Genomic DNA, 23,876 nt, shown 5'->3' with positions numbered 1-23,876 from the left:
AGGTTCAGATAGAAAGGCCAAGACGCTGGGTCGCCAGCCCGAGGATGGCGCCGGCAGCGATGCCGTACAAAGGATTGATCCGCGTCAACCCGCTGAGCAAGGTCATGCCGCCTGTGAGCGCAATCGTCAAGCCGCCGCTATCGGCGGCGCGCGCGAGAATGAGGCCGCTGGCGCACATCAAGCCAACAGCGATCGGAGCAAGGGCACTCTTCAGGATCAAAATGGCGCGGCTCGCTGAAAAGCGGCGAAGAGACCGTTCGGCGCCGAATGCGATCAGCGAGGAGGGTGCGATCATCGCAACTGTCGCGACGCAGAGGCCGGCCGCGCCGGCGACATGCCAGCCCATCAAGCTCATAACGATGACGTTGGGGCCGGGCGCGGTCTGCGCGAGCGCGACGAGACGGGCAAATGTCGCGTCGTCCATCAGATGGAGGGCGCCGACCATCTGACGGTGCAATTCCGGCAGGGTCGCATTCGCGCCGCCGACGGCCCCGAGCGAGAGCACGCAAAAAGTGATCGCGAGCTGCGACAGCGCCGATCGCATCAGCTGCGGCGCCCGTAGAGGACAAAGAGAACAACACTGGCCGGAACCGTGATCGCCAAGGTAACCAGCAAGGACAAATGAAAAAATCCGGCCGACGCGAAGGTGAAGGCGGCGATCGCAAGCGCGAGGACGTCGCCCCGAAGCGCCTTGATCAATTTATAGGCATTGCCGAGGACGAGTCCCGCCGTCGCCGCCGCGGCCCCGGCGAGCGCGCTTCTGACCTCCGGTCGCATTGCGAAATGATCATAAAGCGAAGCGATGCCGATCAGGATCACGAGCGGAGCAAGCAACAGAGCGACAAGCGCAGTCGCGGCGCCCGACGCGCCCTGAAAGCGATCCCCGAGCATGACCGCGAGATTGACCGTGTTGGCGCCCGGTAGAACGCTCGAGGCCCCCAGCAGTTCGGCGAATTCGCGGTCATTCAGCCAACCCCGCTCGTCGACGATGATCGGGCGCACCCAGCCAGCGACGCCGCCAAAACCGCATATGCCGATCTTGAAAAACGCGGCGAAAAGCTCTCGATGCGAAACGCCGCGTGGCTGTTCGGCGGCGAGATCTTCCATAATGACGATGCTCCGAGCGGGGTCAGCCTAAAGGCTAGTCGACCCGCAGCGACTTCAGCTTCCGATGCAGAGCCGAGCGCTCCATGCCGATGAATTCGGCGGTTCTCGAAATATTGCCGCCGAACCGATTGATCTGGGCGACGAGATATTCCCGCTCGAAGACTTCGCGCGCGTCGCGGAGGGGAAGGCTCATCAGCTTTTCGCCGCCCGCGCCATTCGGCGTTGAAGGGACCAGAGCGCCGATCTCAGAGGGCAGCATATCGGCGGTGATCGCGGCGTCCGGATCGCCGGCCGCGAGAATCATCAAACGCTCCACATTGTTGCGAAGCTGCCGGATATTGCCCGGCCAGTCATGCGATTGCAGCACCGCCATGGCGTCGTCCGCGATGACGCGCTTGGGCATTCCCGTCGTCGTCGAGACCTGCTCCATGAAGAAAGCGATGAGCTCCGAAATGTCTTCACGCCGTTCGGACAGAGCCGGCACGCGCACCGGGACGACCGCCAGACGATGGAACAGATCTTCTCGAAACGATCCATCGGCGATGAGAAGGGCGAGATCGCGCGAACTCGACGAGATGATGCGGACATCGACATGCACTCGCGTGACGCCACCGACCCGCTGAAAATTCTGCTCCACCAGCACGCGAAGAATTTTGCCCTGCGTCTCTCTCGGCATATCGGCGATTTCATCGAGATAGAGCGTGCCGCCGTGAGCTTCTTCGAGGGCGCCGATCTTGCGGCCTGCCCCATCTTTGCCTTCGACGCCGAAAAGCTCGATCTCCATGGTCTCGGGCGCGATGGTCGCCGAATTGATCACGACGAAGGGACCGCTCGCTCTCGCAGAGACGTCATGGATCGAGCGCGCCGCGAGCTCCTTTCCTGAGCCGGGCGCGCCGGTGATGAGGACGCGCGAGTTGGCCGGGCCAACCCGGTCGATGGTTTGCCGCAATTGATTGATGGCGGTCGAGTGGCCGATGATCTTGTTGACCGCCCCTGCCCTTGTGCGCAATTCGCTGACTTCCCGCTTCAGCCGCGAGGCCTCGAGCGCGCGTTCGGCGACGAGGACCAGCCGATCGGCCTTGAACGGCTTCTCGATGAAATCATAAGCGCCGAGTTTGATCGCCGAGACCGCCGTCTCGATATTCCCGTGCCCGGAAATCATCACCACCGGAAGCAGAGGATGCTGCTCCTTGATGATGCGCAGGATCTGAAGGCCGTCGAGCTTTGAGCCCTGCAGCCAGATATCGAGAAAGACGAGACTGGGCCGGCGCGCTTCGATCGCGGCGAGCGCCTCGTCCGAGTTCTTCGCCGTTCGAGCGCCGTGCCCTTCGTCGGACAGGATCCCCGACACGATGTCGCGAATGTCGGCTTCATCATCTACGATCAGGATGTCGCTCGCCATGAGTGTCCTTCACGATCCTTGTGTTGCGGCCGCGTTCGCGGCGTGAGCCGAAGGGCCCGGCTGATCTTCACCGGCTGCGGCTTGATCGGAGCCGCCGCGATCGGCGCCCGTTTCTCCGTTTATCGGGAAATACAAACGCACCCAGGCGCCGCGCCCTTTCGGGGCGTCGCGCAACTCGAGTCCGCCGCCATGATCGGCAAGGATCTTGGCGACGATCGGAAGCCCAAGTCCCGTGCCCTCCGCCCGCGTCGTCATGTAAGGCTCAAGCAGCCGTTGCCGGTTGTCTTTTGGGAAGCCTTTGCCATTGTCGACAACATCGATGAACACGATCTCCGCGGCGACGGAGAGGAAGACGGAAATATGTCCTTCGAAGCTGGCGTCGCCCGCATAAGCTTCGATCCCTTCAGTCGCGTTCTTTACGATGTTGGTCAAGGCTTGGGACAAAAGCCGTCGATCGAAATGGCCGAGCACCGGCTGGTCGGGCAAATGGTCCTCAATGACGATGCTTGGATGTGCGACGCGCATCAGGAAAAGGACCCGGCGAATGCATTCGCCAAGATCATTGTTTTCCACGCGGGGCTTCGGCATGCGGGCGAACGACGAGAATTCATCCACCATACGCTTAATGTCGTCCACCTGCCGCACGATCGTATCGGTGCATTGATCGAAAATATCGCGGTCCTGCGTGATGAGGCGCCCGTATTTGCGTTTCAGGCGTTCGGCCGAAAGCTGAATGGGCGTCAGCGGATTTCTGATTTCATGCGCGATGCGGCGCGCGACGTCGGCCCAGGCGGCGGTCCGTTGCGCGCTCACAAGGTCGGTGATGTCGTCGAGCGTGACGATATAGCTCTTGTCGGCGCGGCCTGTCGGGGCGCTGGTGATGCTGACGCTGAACAGCCTGTCGAGACCGCCGCGCGACAGCGAGATCTCGGTCGGCGCCAAGCGCGACAGGCCGGCGCGCGCCTCTGCGAAAGCTTCTCTGATTTCCGGCAGGACGGCATCGACCGCCTGACCGACGATCGCGGTCGCGCCCTCCCCCGCCGGCGGGATCAGCCGTTCGGCGGACGGGTTGAGCACTGTGATTTCGCCTTTGGCGCCGACGCCGACGACGGCGACGGGAACGCCGGACAGAACCGCCTCGGTGAAGAGACGTCTCTCGTCGATGAGATTACTGGCCGCGATGAGCCTGCTCTGCTGCAGCCGCAGCTCGGAGGTCATTTTATTGAACGTCTCGCCGAGATGGGCGAGATCCCCTTCCGATTTTCGCACCGCGACCTGAACATTGAGATTGCCGGATGAGACCTGATCCGTCGCGGCGATCAGGCGCCTGATTGGCGCGACAAGGCGATTGGCGAAGGACAGGCCGAGCCAGGTCGCCGACAAAAGCATGATCAGGGCGATCAGAATGAACATCGTCGCGAAAGCGATCTGAATGCTCCGCCGATGCATGTCGAAGCCGTCGTAGAGTGCAACGAGCTTGGTGGCCTGGCGGGGAAATTCCACCGTGAATGGATCGACTGGCCGCGCCACGTAGAGGAAAGTGTCCTGGAAGGAAATCAGCGCGCGCAGGGCGACGAATGTTCTCCCCTCGTCGAGCACAAGGCATAAAGGTTCATTCTTTCGGGCGTCTTCAAAATCATTGGCCTCCGGCCGGGCGACGCTATTGCCGATCAGCGCGCCCGTGTCGATCTTCTCGACGATGGAGCCGTCGGATTTCAAAAGCGCCGCCGCGGTAAAGCCGAGAAAGCGGGCGCGTGAGGTGAAGAAGTCGCGAAACAGCGGTCGATCGACCTCGAACATGAGCTTGGCGCGGTCGAGATCGGAGGCCGTCAGCCGCGCTTCCTGCAACAGCGACTTGCACTGCGCCTCCCGAAACAGCCGCGCGGCGTCGATCGTCGTCTGCACGAAGGCTTTGCCGTCGCGCATGAACGCCGGATTGAGGCTGCGCTCCAGGGTCACCGATCCGACCCAGGCCATCAGCAGCGCGGGCGCGGCGGCGACGATCGAAAACAGCGCAACGATCTGGATATGCAGCTGCGCGCCGGCGACGCCCGCGCGCCGTGCTTTGAAAAGCGAATAGGCCTCGACGACGATGAAGCAGAAGACGAGAAAGATGCCAAGGACATTGGCGACCAACAGCCAGAACAGCACGCCGCCTGTCGGAGCAATCGGGGTAAAGCCGGCAAAGATCAGGAAGCTGCCGAGCGCGACGAGCAGCACAGCAATGACGGCCGCGGGACCGAAGCGCACGGTAAAGCGACGATCGCTGTGGGAAGCGCCTGATAGGGCTCGTGCTTTTGTTTTGTCGCTCATCGAGGGTCAGATCAGGACTAGGGCTGCAAATGAGCGAATCCCAGTTGCCTTTATGCCACGGTGTTGCATGATTACGACATTTCGACGGCCAGAGCCAAGGCCGTAGCGAGCCAGCGCCAGCCCATTTTTAAGGGACGGCCGCAAGCCTTTGAAAACGCAGGCGCATTTTCTCACGCTTCGAGCAGGCTCCGGGAGCTCAGATTGCGAAGCGACTCTCGTTCCAAATTATCGTGGCGAGCGCATAAGCCGAATGTCGAGATCGCGCACTTTTTTGCGCAGCGTGTTCCGGTTTAGCCCGAGGAGTTCCGCCGCTTTGATCTGATTGCCGCGTGTCGCCGCCAGCGCTGCGGAAATCAGCGGATATTCCAGCTCACGCAGGATGCGATGGTAGAGGCCAGGAGGCGGCAGGCTGTCTCCGTGTCCGCGAAACAGTTCGGAAAGGTGCCGCTCCATGGCGCTTGCCAGCGTCGCGGCGCGCTCCGGCTCCTGCGGGCGTGCGGCCCCTGCCGGCGCGAAGCCTTGCGTCAAAGCCGGCGCATTGATGGCGAGCTCCATGTCAATCAGCTGAGCCGTCACCGCTTCCTGCGGATAAAGAGCGGCGAGCCGCCGCGTCAGATTTTCCAGTTCGCGTATATTGCCCGGCCAACGATAGCGCTTCAGCCGTTCGAGGGCGTCGGGCTCGATATGTTTCAGCGGCAAACCCTCGCTCGCGGCGAGCGTGAAGAAATGCTGCGCGAGATCGCCGATATCCTCGATGCGTTCGCGCAGAGACGGCAGACGCAAAGGCACGACATTGAGGCGGAAGAACAGATCCTCGCGGAAGAGTCCCTGCTGGATCAACACCAGGAGGTCTTTGTTCGTCGCGGCGATGATGCGCACATTGGTCTTGATCGGCATGCGGCCGCCAACGGTCGTATATTCGCTTTGCTGAAGCACGCGCAGCAGCCGGGTCTGCGCCTCCATAGGCATGTCGCCGATTTCATCGAGAAATAAAGTGCCGCCCTCGGCCTGCTCGAAACGCCCCGCCGAGCGCTGGTTGGCGCCCGTGAAAGCGCCCTTCTCGTGTCCGAACAGCTCGCTCTCGATCAGATCGCGCGGGATCGCCGCCATGTTGATCGCGACGAAGGGGCCCTTCTTGCGTTTGCCATAATCATGAAGCGCGCGCGCCACGAGCTCCTTGCCGGTGCCTGATTCGCCGCTGATCATGACGGTCAGATCGGTCTGCATCAGGCGCGCGAGAGACCGATAGATTTCCTGCATGGCCGGCGAACGTCCGACGAGCGGCATGCCTTCCAGCTCTTCGTTGCGCTCGACTTTGACCCGGTTCTTGGGTTCGCTCATCGCGCGCCCGACGATCGAGACGAGTTCGCGCAGATCGAAAGGTTTTGGCAGATAATCATAAGCGCCCCGTTCGGACGCCTTGATCGCGGTCATGAAGGTGTTTTGCGCGCTCATGACGATGATCGGCAGATCTGGCCGCAACTTTTTCATTTTGGGAAGCAGTTCGAAGGCGTTTTCGTCCGGCATGACGACGTCGGTGATGACGAGGTCTCCGTCGCCGGACTGAACCCAGCGCCACAGAGTCGCCGCCGTGCCGGTCGCCCGCACGTCATAGCCGGCCCGTGAGAGAGCCTGGCTCAGCACTGTGCGGATCGCCGTGTCGTCGTCAGCAATGAGGATGTTTCCGGTCGCCATTACCCAAGCCTCTCCTTCAGGGCGAGCGTCGATCGCGAATGCGCGATCACGCCATGCATACGCGTGGTTTCATCGGGCGTTGACCCGGGTGGGATACGCCGGCGCTAACTGACCTCAGCTGCGTGGCGCGCCCCGACCATCGCGTGGCGAATACATCGGCATGAGAACACGGAATGTGGTGCGCCTCGTCGCGGACTCACATTCAATAGTGCCGCCATGATCGCCAATAATCTTGGCTACCAATGCAAGTCCAAGGCCACTTCCGCTGGCTTTGGTGGTGATGAATGGATCGAACAAATAGGGCATTACTTCGGGAGGGATGCCTGGACCATTGTCGCGTACACAACATTCAAGTGGCAGGCTGACAGGCTTTTTGGAGCCGGGAATCTGCATTCGCACGCCCGGCCTGAACGCCGTCGATAATTCGATGTCGCCATCGCCTCCTTCGCCAATCGCTTCGGCGGCGTTTTTCACGAGATTGAGGAACATCTGCACGAGTTGATCCCTGTTGCCGAGCACGGGCGGCAGCGAGGGATCGTAGATCTCGTGAAAGCGGATGTTGCGGGCGAATCCGGCCTGCGCCACCTTCTTCACGTGATCGAGAATGGCGTGAATATTGACGCTCTCCCGCTCGATTGGCCGCCCATCCGAAAAGGCGCTCATCCGGTCGACGAGCTTTACGATCCGGTCGGTTTCCTCGCAAATCAGGCGCGTCAAAGCGCGGTCCGAATCATTTGCATCAATTTCAAGCAGTTGCGCCGCGCCTCTGATGCCAGACAGCGGGTTCTTGATTTCATGCGCGAGCATCGAGGCCATCGCGGCGACCGAACGCGCGCCGCCGCGGTGATTGAGCTGCCGCTCCATCTTGTCCGTCAGCGAACGTTCCTGCAGCATCACGACGACGCCGTTTTGCGGCTCCGCCAGCGGCGTCACGAAAATATCGACCAGAAGATCGACCGGTCCGCCTTTGGCGAGACCGAGTTCGACGCGATAGCCATTGAAGGCGGCGCCGCTGGCCTTTACCTGCTCGACGAATTCGAGGAGCGGAGAGCCGCGGACGACGAACTGACTCAACTTAAGCTGGCGCATCGATTCCCGGCTCATGCCGAAGAAAGTTTCCGAAGCGACATTGGCGTCGGCGATCGCGCCGTCCGGCCGAACGGCGAGCACCGGATGAGGCAATGCGTCCAAAAGTCGAGTCGCGTCGAACCCCGCCGGAGCGATCGGCGTGGGTTCATCGTTGCGGGCAGCCCAAAGCGTCGCCATTATGCCGCCTCCGCTTGGGCTGGCGCCTCGAAAGCCTCGCGCAAAAGAGATCTGACAATCGCCGGATCATCGGCCGTGACAAGGCGCTGGCGCAAGGTCCCTGCCCCGGACCATTGCGCATAAGCCGCCAGATGCTTCCTTGCGTGGCGGAGCCCTTGCTCCGCGCCGAACAGTTCGAGGATTCCCTCGTAATGCTCCAACGCCGCGTCGCGTCGCGCCTCGCGCGAGGGCTCGGGACGCATTGATCGATGCGCGAGAAAATGCGCGGCGTCGCCAACGAACCACGGACGCCCCACGGCCGACCGCCCGATCATGACCGCATCCGCGCCAGAGGCGGCAAGCATCGCGGCCGCGTCGGCCAGGCTGGCGCAATCGCCATTTGCGACAACCGGAATCGTCACAGCCGCCTTGACGTCACGGATCGCTCGCCAATTGGCCTTGCCGGCATAAAACTGACAGCGGGTGCGGCCGTGAACCGTCAACATGGCGACGCCTTCCGATTCAGCGAGGCGGCCCAGCTCAGGCGCATTGATCGAGCCCTCGTCCCAGCCCAGCCGCATTTTGAGCGTTACGGGGATGCGAACGGCGCCAACAGTGGCTCTGATCAAGTCAAGCGCAAGAGGGAGGTCGCGCATCAAATGCGATCCGGCGTAGCCGGTCGTCACTTTTTTCGCCGGGCACCCCATGTTGATGTCGACCATCGCGGCTCCGCAATCCTCAGCAATCCGCGCCGCTTCCGCCATGGCCGCGGGCGCGCAACCGGCGATCTGCACGACATGCGGATCGACGCCGCGCCCTTCCGCCTTCAGGCGATTGGCCGCGTCGCCCCTTACATAGGCGTCGGCGGCGACCATCTCGGAGACTACAAAAGAGGCTCCAAAGCGCCGCGCCAGTCGGCGCATTGCGAGATCTGTGACCCCTGACATGGGAGCCAGCATGGCTCGGCCCTCGACGCAAAGGGCGCCGATCCGAAGGCGGGCAGCCGGATCACGACTGCCTAAATTCTTAGCACTATCGCTCATGCCTATATCATAATCAATTTGTGCACCGCGACAATGGAATAAAATGGTTCAGATGACTGGACGGAGAAATTGACGCAGGGCTGGAAAAGCGACAGGAACAGCGCAGCTCTTTCCATGCTCCACAACGCTGATGCAATCCAGCAATTCTCAAGGTTCATGAACGCTCGATCTCCCTTATATGGCGCGGAATTGGCCATTCTCGTCGTCGCCGCCGGACGAGGCTCACGCGTCGGCGCGGGCCGTCCGAAGCAATACCGGCCGCTCGCCGGCCGAACCATGCTCGCCCATAATTTAGCGGCGCTGCTTCGCGCCGCGCCGCACGCTCTCATCGCGCCGGTCATTCACGAGGATGATCTCGAGCTTTATAGAGAGAGCGTCGCGAGCCTCGGCGCGCGGGCGCAGAATTTGAGAGCTCCGATCTTCGGTGGGGCGACGCGGCAGGAAAGCGTTCGGGCGGGGCTCGAGGCGCTTGACCTAGACCGGAACAAAAGACCAAAAATCGTGCTTATTCACGATGCTGCACGTATTTTTGCGAGCGATGAATTAATTGCCCGCGCAATTCTGGCGGCGAAGGCTCATGGGGCTGCCATTCCGGGGGTTGTCGTTACGGACACCATCAAGGAGATCGCCGACGACGATTTCATCGCCCGGACGCCGCCGCGTGCGCGGCTGCGGGCGGTACAGACGCCACAGGCGTTTGATTTCGACCTCATTCTCGCGGCGCACCGGAAGGCCGCGGCGGCGGGCGCGAACGAACTGACCGATGACGCCGCCATCGCCGAATGGGTCGGCCACCGTGTCCATGTTTTCGAAGGAGACGCAGGAAATATGAAAATCACCAGCGCCGAGGACGTAGTAGCCGCGGAGGCGAGGCTGATCCGGGACCTGCAGGACATCAGGACGGGTCAGGGCTATGACGTCCATGCATTCGGGCCGGGCGATCACATCTGGCTGGGTGGCTTGAAAGTACCACACGATCATGGGCTTGTCGGCCATTCCGACGCCGACGTATTAAGTCACGCGATCACCGATGCGCTGCTCGGCGCGCTCGCGGACGGCGATATCGGCAGTCATTTTCCGCCTTCCGATCCGCAATGGCGCGGCGCCGCTTCAAAAATTTTCCTCGCAGCCGCGGCGGCCAAGGTGCGTGAGCGCGGCGGCATGATCGCGCATATCGACGCGACGCTTGTCTGTGAAAGGCCGAAAGTTGGCCCTCATCGCGAGGCGATCCGCGCCAGCATCGCGGCGATCATTGACGCTCCCCTGGACCGGGTGGCGGTCAAGGCGACAACCAGCGAACGCCTCGGTTTTACCGGGCGCGAAGAAGGCATCGCCTCGATCGCCATCGCGACCATTCGGCTGCCGCTTTAAGGCGTTCTCAATGTTCGACGACAAGCTGATCCGCCGGGCCGAAGCGCTGATCGCGCTCTATCGCGAACAGCGACTTCTTTTGGGAAGCGCGGAATCCTGCACCGGCGGCCTCGTCGCGGGCCTTCTCACCTCGATAGCCGGCTCCTCCGAGGTGTTCGAGCGCGGCTTCGTCACCTATTCGAATGCCGCCAAGACGGCCTGTCTTGGCGTTGACAGCGCGCTTCTTGAGCGGTTCGGCGCCGTCAGCGCCGATGTCGCGGCGGCGATGGCGGTCGGGGTGCTGGAGAATTCGCCTGTGGACGTCGCCGTTTCCGTGACTGGGATCGCCGGTCCGGGCGGTGGTTCGCCTGCCAAGCCGGTCGGACTCGTTTATTTCGGCGTTGCGCGCCGCGGCGGCGAGGCGCGGACGCTCGAAAAGCGATTTGGCGACCTCGGACGATCCAATGTGCGGGCCGCGTCTGTCGCCGTGGCGCTCGATCTTTTGTTCAGGGCCGTGGAATAGGTTGACCTCGGCGCGTCACGGCGCGCCGTACACAACATCAGCGCGGCGCTCGAAGGCCTCGGAAAATTTGCGAAACGCCGTGTCGAACATGCCGCCCATCAAAAGGCTCAAAGCACGGCTTTTGAATTCATAAGCGATCTCAAATTCGACGACGCAGACGCCGGAGGCCTGTTCGCGAAAACTCCATCGGTTTTCGAGATGCCTGAAGGGCCCGTCGATATATTCGACAAAGATTTCACGTTTTGCGGGGTCGCAGGCGACGCGGCTCGTAAACGTTTCGCGGATCGCTCTGTAGCCGACCGACATATCCGCGACCTTTGTCACGACGCCGTCGTTCTCCGTGCGTCTGCGGATCTCGAGCCCGCGGCACAAAGGCACGAATTGCGGATAAGCTTCAATGTCCGCGACAAGGTCGAACATTTCGGTCGCGCTATGGCGAACCCTGCGGGTCGTTCGAAAGGAAGGCATGCCTCGTCACAAATGCCCCTTAAAGCAACATGCGGCCATTTTGCGCGGGCAAGGCGCAAAGAGCATGCTTTGCTTTGGAAAATCGGAACTGATCTAGCGGCTCAGGCGCCACGCTGCAAGGCCGGGCGCCGCGCCTGCCGTTGCGACTTCAGCTTGGCGAAATCCTCTCCCGCATGATGCGAGGAACGCGTCAGGGGAGACGAGGAAACCAGGAGAAAGCCTTTCGCGTGTCCGATGGCGGCGTAAGAGCTGAACTCCTCCGGCGTCACGAAACGCTCGACGGCGTGATGCTTTTTGCTCGGCTGCAGATATTGTCCGATGGTCATGAAGTCCACATCGGCGCTGCGCAGATCGTCCATCAGTTGGAGCACCTCATGGCGCTCCTCGCCGAGGCCGACCATGATGCCGGATTTGGTAAAAATCGTCGGATCGAGCTCTTTTGCCCTCTGCAGCAGCCGGATCGAGTGGAAATAGCGCGCGCCCGGACGAACCGTCAGATATTTTGAGGGGACAGTCTCAAGATTATGGTTGAACACGTCGGGTCTCGCCGCGACGACAGCCTCTAGGGCGCCGGGCTTGCGCAGGAAATCCGGTGTCAGCACCTCGATCGTCGTCCTCGGGCTTGCGGTCCTGATCGCCTCGATCACCTGCGCAAAATGGCGCGCGCCGCCATCCGTAAGGTCGTCGCGATCGACTGACGTGATGACGACATGTGAGAGGCCGAGCTTCGCCACGGCGTCCGCCACTCTCTCTGGTTCATTGGCATCAAGAGCGCGCGGCAGTCCGGTTTTGACGTTGCAGAAGGCGCAAGCCCGCGTGCAGGTGTCGCCCATGATCATGAAAGTCGCGTGCTTTTTCGCCCAGCACTCGCCGATATTCGGACAGCCGGCCTCCTCGCACACGGTGACGAGCTTGTGATCCTTGACGATTTTTTGCGTCGCGGCCCATTCGGGCGACCCCGGCGCTCTGACCCTTATCCATTCCGGCTTGCGCAACACCGGCTGATCGGGGCGATGCGCCTTTTCAGGATGGCGCAGCGGCTCGTTCGCGCGGGCTTCCTGCGCCTTCGCGTCTTCCACGAGTTCGGAGAGGTCGGATGCGTCCGTCATATCTGCGTTTCCCTGCCGCCTACTCGCGACCGTAACTACATATGTATCACGCGCCCATAAGCATCGAGCACGCTTTCATGCATCATCTCGGAAAGAGTGGGATGTGGGAAGACCGTATTGATGAGCTCTTCCTCGGTCGTCTCGCAATTCATGGCGACAACGAAGCCCTGGATCAATTCGGTCACTTCCGCGCCGACCATGTGAGCGCCGAGGAGCTTGCCGGATTTGGCGTCGAAGATCGTTTTGACCAGCCCATCGGGTTCGCCGAGCGCGATCGCCTTACCGTTGCCGATGAACGGGAAGCGACCGACCTTCACGTCATATCCCGCCTCTTTGGCCCTGGCCTCGGTCAGCCCGACGGAAGCGACCTGCGGATTGCAATAAGTGCAGCCCGGGATCATGAGCTTATCCATCGGGTGGGGATGGAGTCCCTTGATCGCTTCGACGCAGATAACCCCCTCATGCTCGGCCTTATGCGCAAGCATCGGCGGCCCGGCGACATCACCGATCGCATAGACGCCAGCGACATTGGTGCGGCCGACGCCATCGGCTTTGATGATTCCGCGATCGACGACGACGCCAAGCGCTTCGAGCCCAAGATTTTCAATATTGCCCATGACGCCGACCGCCGAGATCATGCGCTCGGCGGCAAGTGTCTGGGTCGCGCCCTTGGCGTCCTCGATCGTGGCGACGAGGCTGTCCGCCTTCTTCTCGACCTTCGTCACTTTGGTCGCGGTGAAGATCTTGATCCCCTGCTTTTCGAACCGTTTGCGCGCGAGCCCCGCGATTTCAGCATCCTCGACCGGCAAAATTTGCGGCAGTACTTCGACGACGGTCACTTCCGCGCCCATGGTTCGATAGAATGAGGCGAATTCAACGCCGATCGCGCCTGAGCCCATGACGATCAGGCTTTTCGGAAACGCCTCCGGCTTCATCGCCTCGAAATAGGTCCAGATCAGCTTGCCGTCCGGCTCAATGCCAGGCAGCACGCGGGGCCGCGCGCCGGTTGCTATTATGATGTCCTTCGCCCGATACGTCCCCTCGCCGAGGACGCCTTTGGGAACGGGGTTTTGCGGTTGCACAACAGGCTTTTTCGAGGCGCTCACAACAACTTCGCCAGCCTTGGTGATCGTCGCCTCGCCCCAGATGACGTCGATCTTGTTCTTCTTCATCAGGAATCCGACGCCCGCGTTGAGCTGCGCGGAAATGGCGCGCGAGCGCTTGACCACCGCGCCGGCGTCGGCGCCCGCCTTGCCCTCAAGCGCCAGACCATAGTCCTTGGCGTGATGCATGTAGTGGAAAATTTCGGCCGACCGCAGAAGGGCTTTGGTCGGGATGCAGCCCCAGTTGAGGCAGATGCCGCCAAGATGCTCGCGCTCTATTACGGCGGTGCGGAAGCCAAGCTGGGCGGCGCGGATGGCGGCGACATAGCCGCCAGGCCCGCCGCCGATGATGAGAATGTCGTATGGGTCTGCCATTGCGGACTCGTTTCGGAAGAAAAACTAGACGAGCATCCCCATGGGGCGCTCGATCAGATGTTTGAACGCGCCGATGAGTTCTGCGCCGAGGGCGCCGTCGATGGCGCGATGGTCGGTCGAGAGGGTCGCGCTCATCAGGGTTGCGACCACGGGCGCGCCATCCTTGACGATGACGCGCTGCTCGCCCGCTCCGACGGCGAGGATCGAGGCCTGCGGCGGATTAATGATTGCGGAAAAGGACTTGATCCCCATCATGCCGAGATTGGAGACCGAGGACGAGCCGCCCTGATACTCCTCAGGCTTCAATTTCCGAGCTTTCGCGCGGGCGGCGAAATCCTTCATCTCGTTCGAGATCGTCGAGAGGCTTTTCGTGTCTGCGGAGCGAATGACCGGCGTAATCAGGCCGCCGGGGATCGAGACGGCGACGCCAACATCGGCGTGCTTATGTTTCAGCATAGCGGCTTCGGTCCAGGTCACATTGGCGTCCGGCACGCGAATAAGTGCGAGCGCCAGAGCCTTGATGATGAAATCATTCACCGAGATTTTGTAGGCTGGCTTGCCGTCCTTATCGCGTGGCGCGCTCGCGTTGACGCTCTCGCGCACGGCGAGGAGAGCGTCAAGATCGCAGTCTACCGAAAGATAGAAATGCGGAATCGTCTGGCTCGCCTCGACAAGGCGACGCGCGATCGTCTTGCGCATGGAATCATGCGGCGTCTCGTCGTAGGACCCAGGCTGAAAGAGTTTCCGAATGGCGTCGTCCGAGGCTGGCGTAGGCGCCGGAGTAGTCGGCGCGGGAGCGACCGGGGCCTTAGCTGTTTGCAGGCGTGGCTGAGTTAGCGCCGCCTTCACGTCTCGCTCGATGACGCGGCCATGCGGCCCTGAACCGGCGATAGCCGAGAGATCTAGGCCTTCCGTTTTCGCAATGCGTCTTGCGAGCGGCGAAGCGAAAATCCGCGGTCCTGCATGCCCGTTGACGCTGGAGCCCAAAGGAGCGGCGGCTGGCGCTGCTGGGGCGACGGTGGCGGGAGCCGGGGCGGAAACCGTCGTCGTCGGCGCGGCCTTTGGCGCAGCGGCCGGCGCGGCGGATGCTGCGTCCTCGCCATCGCCTGCGATGACGCCGATGACGTCATTGACAGCGACATCAGGCGTTCCGTCCGGAACGACGATCTTAGCGAGGACGCCTTCGTCCACGGCTTCGACCTCCATCGTCGCCTTGTCCGTCTCGATCTCGGCGAGAATGTCGCCGGACTTGACCGTGTCGCCTTCCTTTTTCAGCCATCGGCTGAGATTGCCTTTTTCCATGGTCGGGGAAAGCGCGGGCATCAGGATATTGATAGGCATGGGAGGCTCACATTTCGAGCTGGACGCCGACGTCGATGGGGGTCATCTTCAAACGAGGCGGAGAACGCCAACCTCAAGAAAATGAATAAAAACACATTGTTAGCTGGTTTCTATGATGTCGCGCATGAAAAACTTCTCCAAGCGGCTCATCGATAAAGCGCGGCTTTCGCCGCCGCGACGACTTCACCCGCGTTGGGGAGCGCGAGCTTTTCGAGGTTGGCGGCGTAAGGCATCGGCACATTCTTGCCGCTGACCCGCACGACAGGGGCGTCGAGATAATCAAAGGCGCGCTCCATCAGCAGCGCGACGATTTCCGCGCCAACACCGCTCTGCGGCCAGCCCTCTTCGATCGTCACGCAGCGGCCTGTCTTTTTCACGGATTCAATAATCAGCTCCGTATCCATTGGACGAATGCTGCGTAGATCAATGACCTCGGCCTCGATGCCTTCCTTCGCCAGTTCCTCGGCCGCCTTTAAGGCGTAAACCATGCCGATACTGAAGGAGACGAGCGTCACGTCCTTGCCGGCGCGCGCAATGCGGCCCTTGCCGATCGGCACGACGAAATCATCGATCTTCGGCACGTCGAAGCTGTGCCCATAGAGGATCTCGTTTTCGAGAAAGATCACCGGATTGGGGTCGCGGATGGCGCTTTTCAGAAGGCCCTTGGCGTCGGCGGCGGTGTAAGGAGCGACGACCTTGAGACCTGGCACATGCGAGAACCAGGCGGTGTAATCCTGGCTGTGCTGGGCGGCGACTCGCGCCGCGGCGCCGTTGGGGCCGCGGAAAACGATCGGGCAGCCCATCTGTCCGCCCGACATATAGAGTGTCTTGGCGGCGGAATTGATGATCTGATCCATCGCCTGCATGGCGAAGTTGAAGGTCATGAATTCGACGATCGGGCGCAGACCCGCCATAGCGGCGCCGACGCCAAGGCCGGCAAACCCGTGTTCGGTGATCGGCGTGTCGACAACGCGCCTGTCGCCGAATTCCTGCAATAGTCCTTGTGTGATTTTATAGGCGCCTTGATATTCGGCGACTTCCTCGCCCATGACGAAAACGCTTTCGTCGCGGCGCATTTCCTCGGCCATGGCGTCACGCAACGCTTCGCGGACGGTCATTGAGACCATCTCGGTCCCTTCAGGATATTCGGGCGCGCGCGGGACGACGGCCACTGCGGGCGCCGCGAAAAGGGATGCGCTCGACGCCGGTTTTGCCGCGGCGGGTTCGGCGGCCGGGGCCGTGGTCCCGCCATTGGGGCGGGGTGCGGGAGCGGCGGCCGCTGCGGCGTCTTCGCCCGCGCCCGCGATGACGGCGATTGGCGTATTCACTGCGACATTGTCGGTTCCATCAGGAACAAGGATCTTGGCAAGCGTGCCTTCATCGACCGCTTCGACCTCCATTGTCGCCTTGTCGGTCTCGATCTCGGCGAGGATATCGCCGGAACGCACCGAATCGCCCTCTTTTTTCAGCCATTTCGCGAGCTTGCCCTGCTCCATGGTCGGCGAAAGCGCGGGCATGAGAACATTGGTTGTCATCGGCGTTCCTTGAACAAATCCCTCGAATGTTTTTTTGGAGCCTACTTCAACACATCCGTCCACAATTCGGCTGGATCAGGCTCTGGATCATGCGAGGCGAAGTCGACCGCCTCGGCGATGACGGCGCGAACCTCGCCGTCGATAGCCTTGAGATCATCCTCACCGAGCTTGTGTTCGGCGAGCAGGCGCGCGCGCACTTGCTCGATCGGATCGTGCTCCTCGCGCATCTTCTGCACTTCTTCCTTCGATCGGTATTTCGCAGGATCGGACATGGAATGGCCGCGATAGCGATAGGTCTGCATCTCGAGGATGATCGGGCCGTTGCCGCCGGCGCACCATTCACGCGCGCGGTCCGTCGCGGCCTTGACGGCGCGCACATCCATGCCGTCGACCTGCTCGCCAGGAATATTGAAGCTCTGGCCGCGCTTTGAGAAATCGGTCAGGGCCGAAGATCTCTTGACGGAGGTGCCCATCGCATAGCGGTTGTTCTCGACGATATAAACGACGGGAAGCTTCCACAGCTCGGCCATGTTGAAGCTCTCGTAGACCTGCCCCTGATTGGCCGCGCCATCCCCGAAATAAGTATATGAGACGTTCCCGTTGGCCCGGTAGCGGTCGGCGAAGGCGAGCCCGGTGCCGAGCGGCACCTGCGCTCCGACAATGCCGTGGCCGCCATAGAAATTCTTCTCTTTCGAGAACATGTGCATCGAGCCGCCCTTGCCTTTCGACAGGCCGCCTCTACGCCCGGTCAATTCGGCGAGAACGCCCTTCGGATCCATGCCGCAGGCGATCATATGGCCATGATCGCGATAACTCGTGATGGTCTGATCGCCGGGCTTTGCCGCCATCATGACGCCGACGACGACAGCTTCCTGCCCAATGTAGAGATGGCAAAATCCGCCGATGAGGCCCATGCCGTAGAGCTGCCCCGCCTTCTCCTCGAAGCGGCGGATCATCAGCATCTCGCGATAGGCCTTAAGTTCTTCCTCTTTCGAGAAGGGAGGCGGGACAGGAGGGGCGTCGGTCGCCTTCCGCGACTTCGATTCGGCGCGGACGGAGGTTGATGCATCGGCCATGGACAGACCCTTTGCAAGTGCGGACACACAAGATGAAGCGAAAGCTAACGCAGCTCTTCGCCGAAAGCGAGAGCGGAAGATCACGCCTTGATTACGGCTCGAGGAGAGGCTCGCGGCCGCACTGACGCATAATCCTACCGAGATGCCCGAGCAAGCGTTGTCTTGACCTGAGCATCGACAATCGGCGCCGGCTCGCTCTTAGTTCGCGGGATGAGGCAGCAAAACGACGAGATCATTCTTATCGTCGCGTCCGAGAAGACTCCTCGCCTCTTCGTCGAGGAGGTCGCGATCGATGACGGCGCCGTTGATCAACTCGATTTTGTGCTGCCAAAGGGCCCGGTCCGCCTTGAGACCCCGCAGCTCCTTTTGCAGACTCTCAATTTTAACCTGGTATTCGTCCTGAGTTTTCAGCCCGCGCTCGCCGTTCACTGCGTGCCATACAAAATAGCCGCCCGCCGCGCCGGAGACGCAATAGAGACACAAGGGATAGAGGATAGCGCGCCAGCGCCTGCGAATGACCATTGCGGCACATTCCCCGACCAAGGTTAGCGATCCATTAACGCCTCCTCGATTCATTGCGAAAGCGCGAAGGCGCCCAAGCCAAGGCTGAGCACAGTCAGGGGAAGGCCGACCTTCAAATAGTCGAAAAAGGAGATGGTCACGTCCGATCGCTTCGCCCGCTCCGCCACGATCAGATTGGCGATCGAGCCTACGAGAGTGAGATTGCCGGCGAGCGTCGAGCTCATGGCGACGACAAGCCAGGCCTGATTCGCATTGGGCGAAGCCTCGATAAAGGGCTTCAGAACCAGCACGGCCGGAACATTACTGATGAGATTGGAAAGGCCCGCCGTCACGCCGGATAAAATCCAGCCATTTTCCAGGTGGAGCCGCCCAACGGCGGCGAGGGCGTCCGGCGTCAAAAGAGCATTTTTCGCGCCAGCCACGACGATGAAAAGCCCGGCGAACATCAAAAGGAGAGCGCCGTCCATTTCAGCGTAGATCTTTTTCGGATTGACCGCGCGCGAGACGAGAAGCAAAGAGCCGCCGATGAGCGCCGCCTCGGCGACCGGCGCGCCGGCGAAGAAGGCGATGATGACGCAAACCGTCACCAGCGCCGCCTTGCCGATCTGCCAGGGGTGGCGGCGAGCCCGCGCCGGTCCGTCCGCCTCCGAAAATGGCGTCGAAAATTCCCGCCGATGCACAACCGCTATGAGGCAGAAGGTCAAAAGCAACGCCGCCGCCGCGATCGGCGCCAGCCGAAGAGCGAACTGCGCGTAGGGAATATGCGATGCGACGCCGATCATCATATTCTGCGGATTGCCGGTGAAGGTCGCAACGCTTCCCGCGTTCGACGCCATGGCGACCGCGAGCAGATAGGGAACCGGATTGCGGCGCAGTCTGCGCGTCAAGTCGATGACCAGCGGCGTCAGCGCGAGGCAGATCGCGTCATTGACCAGAAAGGCCGAAAGGCATCCCGTGACGATGACAATCGCCGCGAGAAGCAGCAGCGGACCATGCGCGCGCCGCAAGGCAAAGCTTCCGGCGAGTTCGAAAAAGCCAGAAACGCGCAGTTGCGCGACAATGATCATCATGCCGAGAAGCAGCGCGATCGTGTCGAGATCGACCGCTTTGAGCGCGTCCTCGAAACCAAAAGCGCCGGTCGCGAGCATCATGCTGGCGCCGACGAGCGCCATGCCCGCTCGATCGATCCGCAGGCCGGGCGCCCGGCCGACAGCGATCCCCGCCAAGGTGACAAGAAAAATCGCGACGACTGCGATCCGCCGCCAATCGAGCGCAACTGTCCACGAGAGTATAGCTGAAAAGCTCATTGAGCCGGGACCGGCGCTGGAATTGTCTCTCCTTCGCCTCGATCAGGTTCGAGCGTCTCCGGCATGCCGAACAAATACAATAGAAAGCCGAGAGCCGCTATCGCCCCGAGCACGAGAAAGGCCGCGGAATATCCGGCGCGCACGACGATAAATCCGGCCAGAGAGGTGCTTAACGCCGCCCCTACGCCTTGCGCCGTGATGACAGCCCCTTGCGCAAGATTGAAATGTCCGCCGCCGCGCGTCAGATCGGCGACGACGACAACGAAAGGCGCTCCATAAAGGCCCGCCCCGACACCGTCCAGCCGGCAACGAGGATGAAGGAGGTCATATAGGGAAGGATGATCGACGCGCCGGTGACGACAAGGGCGGCGGCGATGATGATCGCTCGCTTGGCCCGGCTGGCGTCGGTCAGCGCTCCGGCCTGCGTCTGCGCGATGATGCCGGCAAGGCCGGCGATCGTTATGACCAGCCCGATCCTGTCTTCCGGCCAATGACGCTCCGTGAGGAGATAAATCGCGAGGTAGGGCCCCAGCCCTTCCCGTACATCGGCGAGAAAGAAATTCAAAGCGTCGAGCGACGTTTCGTTGTGCATGGAGCCGCCTGGAAGAGCTGAAGCGTGACGCCTTAAGCCTTCGAGGCGACGTTGGTTCCAGGGCTTCGCCGAACATTTTCGCGGCGAAGCTGTCGTTCAAACGGTGCCTGCCCTCAGGCGAAAGCCTTCAGCGCCTTGCGTCCGGCGTAGACCGCCTGCGAGCCGAGCTCCTCTTCGATCCGGATCAGCTGGTTATATTTTGCGGTGCGGTCAGACCGCGCGAGCGAGCCCGTCTTGATCTGCCCGCAATTGGTCGCAACAGCGAGATCGGCGATGGTCGAATCCTCCGTTTCGCCGGAGCGATGCGACATCACTGCGGTGTAGCCGGCGCGCTGCGCCATATCGACGGCGGCGAGCGTCTCGGTGAGCGAACCGATCTGATTGACCTTGACGAGAATGGAGTTGGCGATGCCTTTTTTGATGCCTTCGGAGAGACGCTCGACGTTGGTGACGAAAATATCGTCGCCGACGAGCTGGATTTTGCCGCCGATCAGATCCGTCACGATCTTCCAGCCGGCCCAGTCGTCCTCCGACATGCCGTCTTCGATGGTCGCGATTGGATAAGACGCGGCAAGTCTTGCGAGATAATGGGCCTGTTCCTCCGGCGAACGGGAAAGCCCCTCGCCAGCATAGATATAGGCTCCGTCCTTGAAGAATTCGGTCGCAGCGCAATCGAGGCCGAGCGCGATGTCGGCGCCCGGTTTGAAGCCGGCGCTTTCGATCGCCCGCAGAACAAAATCGAGAGCTGCTTCGGCAGACGGCAGATTAGGCGCAAAACCGCCTTCATCGCCAACGTTGGTGTTGTGTCCCGCCTTTTTCAAAGCGCCCTTCAACACCTGGAACACTTCGGAGCCCCAGCGCACGGCCTCTTTGATCGAGGGCGCGCCGACCGGCAGGATCATGAATTCCTGGAAGTCGATCGGATTATCGGCGTGCACGCCGCCGTTGATAATATTCATCATCGGAACGGGCAGCACATGCGCCTGCACGCCGCCGATATAGCGATAGAGCGGTAATGCGGAGGCGTCGGCGGCCGCCTTGGCCACCGCGAGGGAAACCCCGAGAATGGCGTTGGCGCCGAGCTTTGCTTTATTCGGGGTTCCATCGAGCGCAATCATGATCGCGTCGATCTTGCCCTGATCTTCCGCCTCGAGGCCGCTTAGAGCATCGAAAATGTCTCGGTTGACGCTTTCGACGGCCTTCAGCACGCCCTTGCCGCCAAAACGCGACTTGTCGCCATCGCGCAATTCGACGGCTTCATGCGCGCCCGTCGAAGCGCCGGACGGCACGGCGGCGCGGCCGTGTGAACCATCTTCCAAAGTCACGTCGACCTCGACGGTTGGATTGCCGCGGCTATCCAAAATCTCACGGGCGGCAATGTCGATGATCGCGGTCATGGAGGCTTCCTCTTCTTTCGATTAGGGCGAATGGCTTAGGCTTTTACGACGAAGCTTCGCTGGACAAAAGGGCTTGAACAGGGTCTTGCGCTTGGAATTTTTTAAGCCTCTATCTAAAATTTCTACGCGACGCCCTCTGCCCGCGAAAAATCTTGCCGAGGGATTGAATGCAGCGATTCCTTTTAATTATTCCGCGTTAGCGTCAGCATCGCGACCCTTAGGCAAGAGCATCACGTGGCAGGCAAAATCGCTTTCGCGTCAATCGGAGCCATTTGCGTGGCGCTGACGGCGCCGGTTCAGGCGCAGAGCAATGCGCCGGCCGCTCCGTTGCCGGTCGCAAGGCCAGCCAGTCCCGGCGATGCCGGGCGTCACGACCCGGCCGGCGCAGATAAGACCGCGCAAGATAATGCGGACGATGATCGCCATGAGCCTGCCTTTTCTGCTGCTTCGACAGATGCGCGTAAAAATTTTCGCACTTTGTTGCGGCGCGAGGCTGGCAAGACAGGCCTTCCGCCCGACATAGCCGATGCCGTCGTCGCCATTGAAAGCGGCTATGATCCAACCGTGATCGGCGACATCGGCGAAATCGGACTGATGCAGGTCCGGCCCGAGACAGCCGCCATGCTTGGTTTTCGCGGGGACGCGACCGAACTCGCCAGGCCGGAAGTGAATATTCACTATGGCGTCGTCTATCTCGCGGAGGCGTGGCGGCTCGCCAATGGCGATCTCTGCCGCGCGCTGATGAAATATCGCGCCGGCCACGGCGAGGAGCAGATGTCGCCGCTGTCCGCGACTTATTGCGGGCGGGCGCGGGCGCATCTTGCCGCGCTCGGCTCTCCCTTCGCGGCGGCGGCCTCGGTTCCGATGGTTTTCGAGTCCATCCAGTCGAAGGCGCCGCGCGCTTTCAGAACGGCAAGGCGCGGCCTGCCGCGGCTTCGCACCGCGTCAACCAGCCGGGCGTTCTGGGCCGCGCACGAGGCAAGGGTCGCGGCGATTTCGCGGCGCATCGAGGCCAAGTGGCGCAGAATGGCGTCGCGTTAACGAAATGGGCGATTTGTCTTAATTGGTTGCTCACCGGCTAAGTCCGCGCGAAATCAGCCGCCAAACCGCGTCAAAATTCAGCTTCATCTCCGGGCGCGCCCATTCGCGCGCGTGCAGCGGATGATGAAACCGCAACGTCGCGTCAAGAATAGCGCAGGCCGTCATGCCCGATTCGACGGATGTGAAGGCGGCCTGCTTCACGCCGTCGTCGATGATTTTGGCGACATGGACCGTTAATCTCGCCAGGTGGTCAGCGACGACGGGACGGTCTAAGCGGGCCAGTTCCAGGTAGGTTCCAAAAAGGTCTGGATCGTTTTCCGCCTTGGCGCGCGCCGAGGCCATGAGGATATCGAACCATCGCCGCAAGCGTTCCGGCGCGGGCCCGCTTTCGGCGGCGATCACCGAAAGAGGCCCCGCCATGCGGGATAACCAGCGCGCGACGACGGCGTCGAGCAGTTCCGCCTTGCCGTCGAAATGGCGGTAGAGGCTGCCGTGGCTGACATTCAGAGCCCGGGCAACGTCGATAACGCTGGTCTTGGCCGGACCAAACCGGCGCAGCGCCGCCTCCGTTGCATCGAGAATGGCATCTGGCGTGAGGGCTTTCTCATTCATTCTCAATGCTTTCAGCAATTCGCATAGGCCGAACGGAGCGGCTGATCCGAATCCATGTATCATGATAACAGATTTCACTATCTGTTATCATGATTGCTACATCATGATAACATATTCTGGGCTGCGGAGATTGAAATTTTCTCGGGATCGGCCTAGAGGCGGGTGCGAAGAGGCGCGATGGCCCCCTACCCTACCGGCCGTGACGCCTGACGCCCAAGCTGAGGCTGTTCAAATGGTTAAGACGCATACGGGAACGAGTCAGCTGGGCGCCAGCGTCGCCGCGCCGGCCTCGCCCGAAGAAGCAACGCTGGAGCGCGTCCCTAATCCGCATCGAAGCGAGCATTACCTCGCGCGCTTCACCGCGCCGGAATTTACCTCGCTCTGTCCGGTCACCGGCCAGCCGGATTTCGCGCTTCTCGTGATTGATTACGTGCCGGACGAATGGCTCGTCGAATCAAAGTCGCTGAAGCTCTATCTGGGCTCGTTTCGAAACCACGGCGCATTTCACGAGGACTGTACCCTGCGCATCGGCAAGGACCTCGTGGCCATCCTTTCGCCGCGCTGGTTTAGGATTGGCGGCTATTGGTATCCGCGCGGCGGCATTCCGATCGACGTTTTCTGGTCCACGGGAGAACCGCCAGCCGGGCTTTGGCTCCCCGATCAGGGCGTCCCGCCCTATCGCGGCCGGGGTTGATAGCGGAAGCGCGCTGCGCCGGTTAG

At 61.5% G+C, this 23,876-nt stretch carries 21 protein-coding genes and 1 pseudogene; 4 read left to right on the top strand and 18 right to left on the bottom strand.

Annotated features, from left to right (window positions below; all coding sequences use genetic code 11):
* Positions 1-4: 4 nt before the first annotated feature.
* The 7 genes from SIN04_RS07075 to dusB form a co-directional block, all read right to left on the bottom strand.
* Positions 5-544: a chromate transporter gene (locus SIN04_RS07075; RefSeq protein WP_134487797.1), complete on the bottom strand. Its 540-nt coding sequence runs from the start codon at positions 542-544 to the stop codon at positions 5-7.
* The gene (locus tag SIN04_RS07070; RefSeq protein WP_134487794.1) at positions 544-1,107 is read right to left on the bottom strand and encodes a chromate transporter; all 564 of its coding nucleotides are present in this window, start codon (positions 1,105-1,107) and stop codon (positions 544-546) included. The genes SIN04_RS07075 and SIN04_RS07070 overlap by 1 nt, the downstream gene beginning before the upstream one ends.
* Before the next feature lie 34 nt (positions 1,108-1,141).
* Positions 1,142-2,509 (bottom strand): sigma-54-dependent transcriptional regulator, encoded by a 1,368-nt coding sequence (locus SIN04_RS07065; RefSeq protein WP_134487791.1) that lies wholly within the window; start codon positions 2,507-2,509, stop codon positions 1,142-1,144.
* Between the two features lie 9 nt (positions 2,510-2,518).
* Positions 2,519-4,822 carry a sensor histidine kinase NtrY-like gene (locus SIN04_RS07060; protein WP_134487789.1) on the bottom strand — a complete coding sequence of 768 codons (2,304 nt, stop codon included), beginning with the start codon at positions 4,820-4,822 and terminating at the stop codon, positions 2,519-2,521.
* Positions 4,823-5,047: 225 nt separating this feature from the next.
* Positions 5,048-6,517, bottom strand: a complete 1,470-nt coding sequence (ntrC, locus tag SIN04_RS07055) for a nitrogen regulation protein NR(I) (protein ID WP_134487786.1) — start codon at positions 6,515-6,517, stop codon at positions 5,048-5,050.
* Between the two features lie 114 nt (positions 6,518-6,631).
* Positions 6,632-7,783 carry a two-component system sensor histidine kinase NtrB gene (locus tag SIN04_RS07050; RefSeq protein ID WP_134487783.1) on the bottom strand — a complete coding sequence of 384 codons (1,152 nt, stop codon included), beginning with the start codon at positions 7,781-7,783 and terminating at the stop codon, positions 6,632-6,634.
* Complete coding sequence (dusB, locus tag SIN04_RS07045; RefSeq protein WP_134487780.1) at positions 7,783-8,805, bottom strand: tRNA dihydrouridine synthase DusB; 1,023 nt, start codon at positions 8,803-8,805, stop codon at positions 7,783-7,785. Before dusB ends, SIN04_RS07050 begins: the two co-directional genes overlap by 1 nt.
* A 156-nt stretch (positions 8,806-8,961) precedes the next feature.
* On the opposite strand from dusB, the gene SIN04_RS07040 reads away from it, so the two are divergent.
* Positions 8,962-10,176: a bifunctional 2-C-methyl-D-erythritol 4-phosphate cytidylyltransferase/2-C-methyl-D-erythritol 2,4-cyclodiphosphate synthase gene (locus SIN04_RS07040; RefSeq protein WP_134487777.1), complete on the top strand. Its 1,215-nt coding sequence runs from the start codon at positions 8,962-8,964 to the stop codon at positions 10,174-10,176.
* 10 nt (positions 10,177-10,186) lie between these two features.
* Complete coding sequence (locus tag SIN04_RS07035; RefSeq protein ID WP_341264319.1) at positions 10,187-10,678, top strand: CinA family protein; 492 nt, start codon at positions 10,187-10,189, stop codon at positions 10,676-10,678.
* Positions 10,679-10,693: 15 nt separating this feature from the next.
* Here the strand turns inward: SIN04_RS07035 and SIN04_RS07030 are convergent, their stop codons facing one another.
* The 10 genes and pseudogenes from SIN04_RS07030 to eno all read right to left on the bottom strand — a co-directional run bounded on the left by SIN04_RS07030 (position 10,694) and on the right by eno (position 21,503).
* Positions 10,694-11,146 carry a type II toxin-antitoxin system RatA family toxin gene (locus tag SIN04_RS07030; RefSeq protein WP_341264318.1) on the bottom strand — a complete coding sequence of 151 codons (453 nt, stop codon included), beginning with the start codon at positions 11,144-11,146 and terminating at the stop codon, positions 10,694-10,696.
* A gap of 101 nt (positions 11,147-11,247) precedes the next feature.
* Entirely contained in the window at positions 11,248-12,255 is a 1,008-nt protein-coding gene (gene lipA / locus SIN04_RS07025) for a lipoyl synthase (RefSeq protein ID WP_134487768.1), read from the bottom strand.
* A 35-nt stretch (positions 12,256-12,290) separates the two neighbouring features.
* Complete coding sequence (lpdA, locus tag SIN04_RS07020) at positions 12,291-13,733, bottom strand: dihydrolipoyl dehydrogenase (RefSeq protein ID WP_134487765.1); 1,443 nt, start codon at positions 13,731-13,733, stop codon at positions 12,291-12,293.
* Between the two features lie 24 nt (positions 13,734-13,757).
* Positions 13,758-15,074 (bottom strand): pyruvate dehydrogenase complex dihydrolipoamide acetyltransferase, encoded by a 1,317-nt coding sequence (locus tag SIN04_RS07015; RefSeq protein ID WP_134487762.1) that lies wholly within the window; start codon positions 15,072-15,074, stop codon positions 13,758-13,760.
* Between the two features lie 146 nt (positions 15,075-15,220).
* Complete coding sequence (locus tag SIN04_RS07010; protein WP_134487759.1) at positions 15,221-16,609, bottom strand: pyruvate dehydrogenase complex E1 component subunit beta; 1,389 nt, start codon at positions 16,607-16,609, stop codon at positions 15,221-15,223.
* A gap of 41 nt (positions 16,610-16,650) precedes the next feature.
* Complete coding sequence (gene pdhA / locus SIN04_RS07005; protein ID WP_134487756.1) at positions 16,651-17,685, bottom strand: pyruvate dehydrogenase (acetyl-transferring) E1 component subunit alpha; 1,035 nt, start codon at positions 17,683-17,685, stop codon at positions 16,651-16,653.
* A 198-nt stretch (positions 17,686-17,883) separates the two neighbouring features.
* Positions 17,884-18,207, bottom strand: coding sequence for an FtsB family cell division protein (locus tag SIN04_RS07000; protein ID WP_134487753.1), 324 nt, complete (start codon positions 18,205-18,207; stop codon positions 17,884-17,886).
* 50 nt (positions 18,208-18,257) lie between these two features.
* On the bottom strand, positions 18,258-19,514 hold the full coding sequence (locus tag SIN04_RS06995; protein ID WP_134487750.1) for an SLC13 family permease: 1,257 nt from the start codon (positions 19,512-19,514) through the stop codon (positions 18,258-18,260).
* Positions 19,511-20,106 (bottom strand): annotated as a pseudogene (locus tag SIN04_RS06990) (MFS transporter). Before SIN04_RS06990 ends, SIN04_RS06995 begins: the two are co-directional and overlap by 4 nt.
* Before the next feature lie 113 nt (positions 20,107-20,219).
* Entirely contained in the window at positions 20,220-21,503 is a 1,284-nt protein-coding gene (gene eno, locus SIN04_RS06985) for a phosphopyruvate hydratase (RefSeq protein ID WP_134487747.1), read from the bottom strand.
* A 234-nt stretch (positions 21,504-21,737) separates the two neighbouring features.
* On the opposite strand from eno, the gene SIN04_RS06980 reads away from it, so the two are divergent.
* On the top strand, positions 21,738-22,544 hold the full coding sequence (locus tag SIN04_RS06980; RefSeq protein WP_244605702.1) for a lytic transglycosylase domain-containing protein: 807 nt from the start codon (positions 21,738-21,740) through the stop codon (positions 22,542-22,544).
* Positions 22,545-22,574: 30 nt separating this feature from the next.
* Here SIN04_RS06980 and SIN04_RS06975 read toward each other — a convergent pair whose 3' ends face one another.
* Positions 22,575-23,156 (bottom strand): TetR family transcriptional regulator, encoded by a 582-nt coding sequence (locus SIN04_RS06975; RefSeq protein WP_134487744.1) that lies wholly within the window; start codon positions 23,154-23,156, stop codon positions 22,575-22,577.
* 232 nt (positions 23,157-23,388) lie between these two features.
* Between SIN04_RS06975 and queF the strand changes: the two genes are divergently transcribed.
* Entirely contained in the window at positions 23,389-23,850 is a 462-nt protein-coding gene (gene queF / locus SIN04_RS06970) for a preQ(1) synthase (RefSeq protein ID WP_134487741.1), read from the top strand.
* Positions 23,851-23,876: the final 26 nt, after the last annotated feature.

This window comes from Methylocella tundrae, assembly GCF_038024855.1.
GTDB lineage: Bacteria > Pseudomonadota > Alphaproteobacteria > Rhizobiales > Beijerinckiaceae > Methylocapsa > Methylocapsa tundrae.
This window is presented reverse-complemented; position numbering and strand designations above follow the sequence as displayed.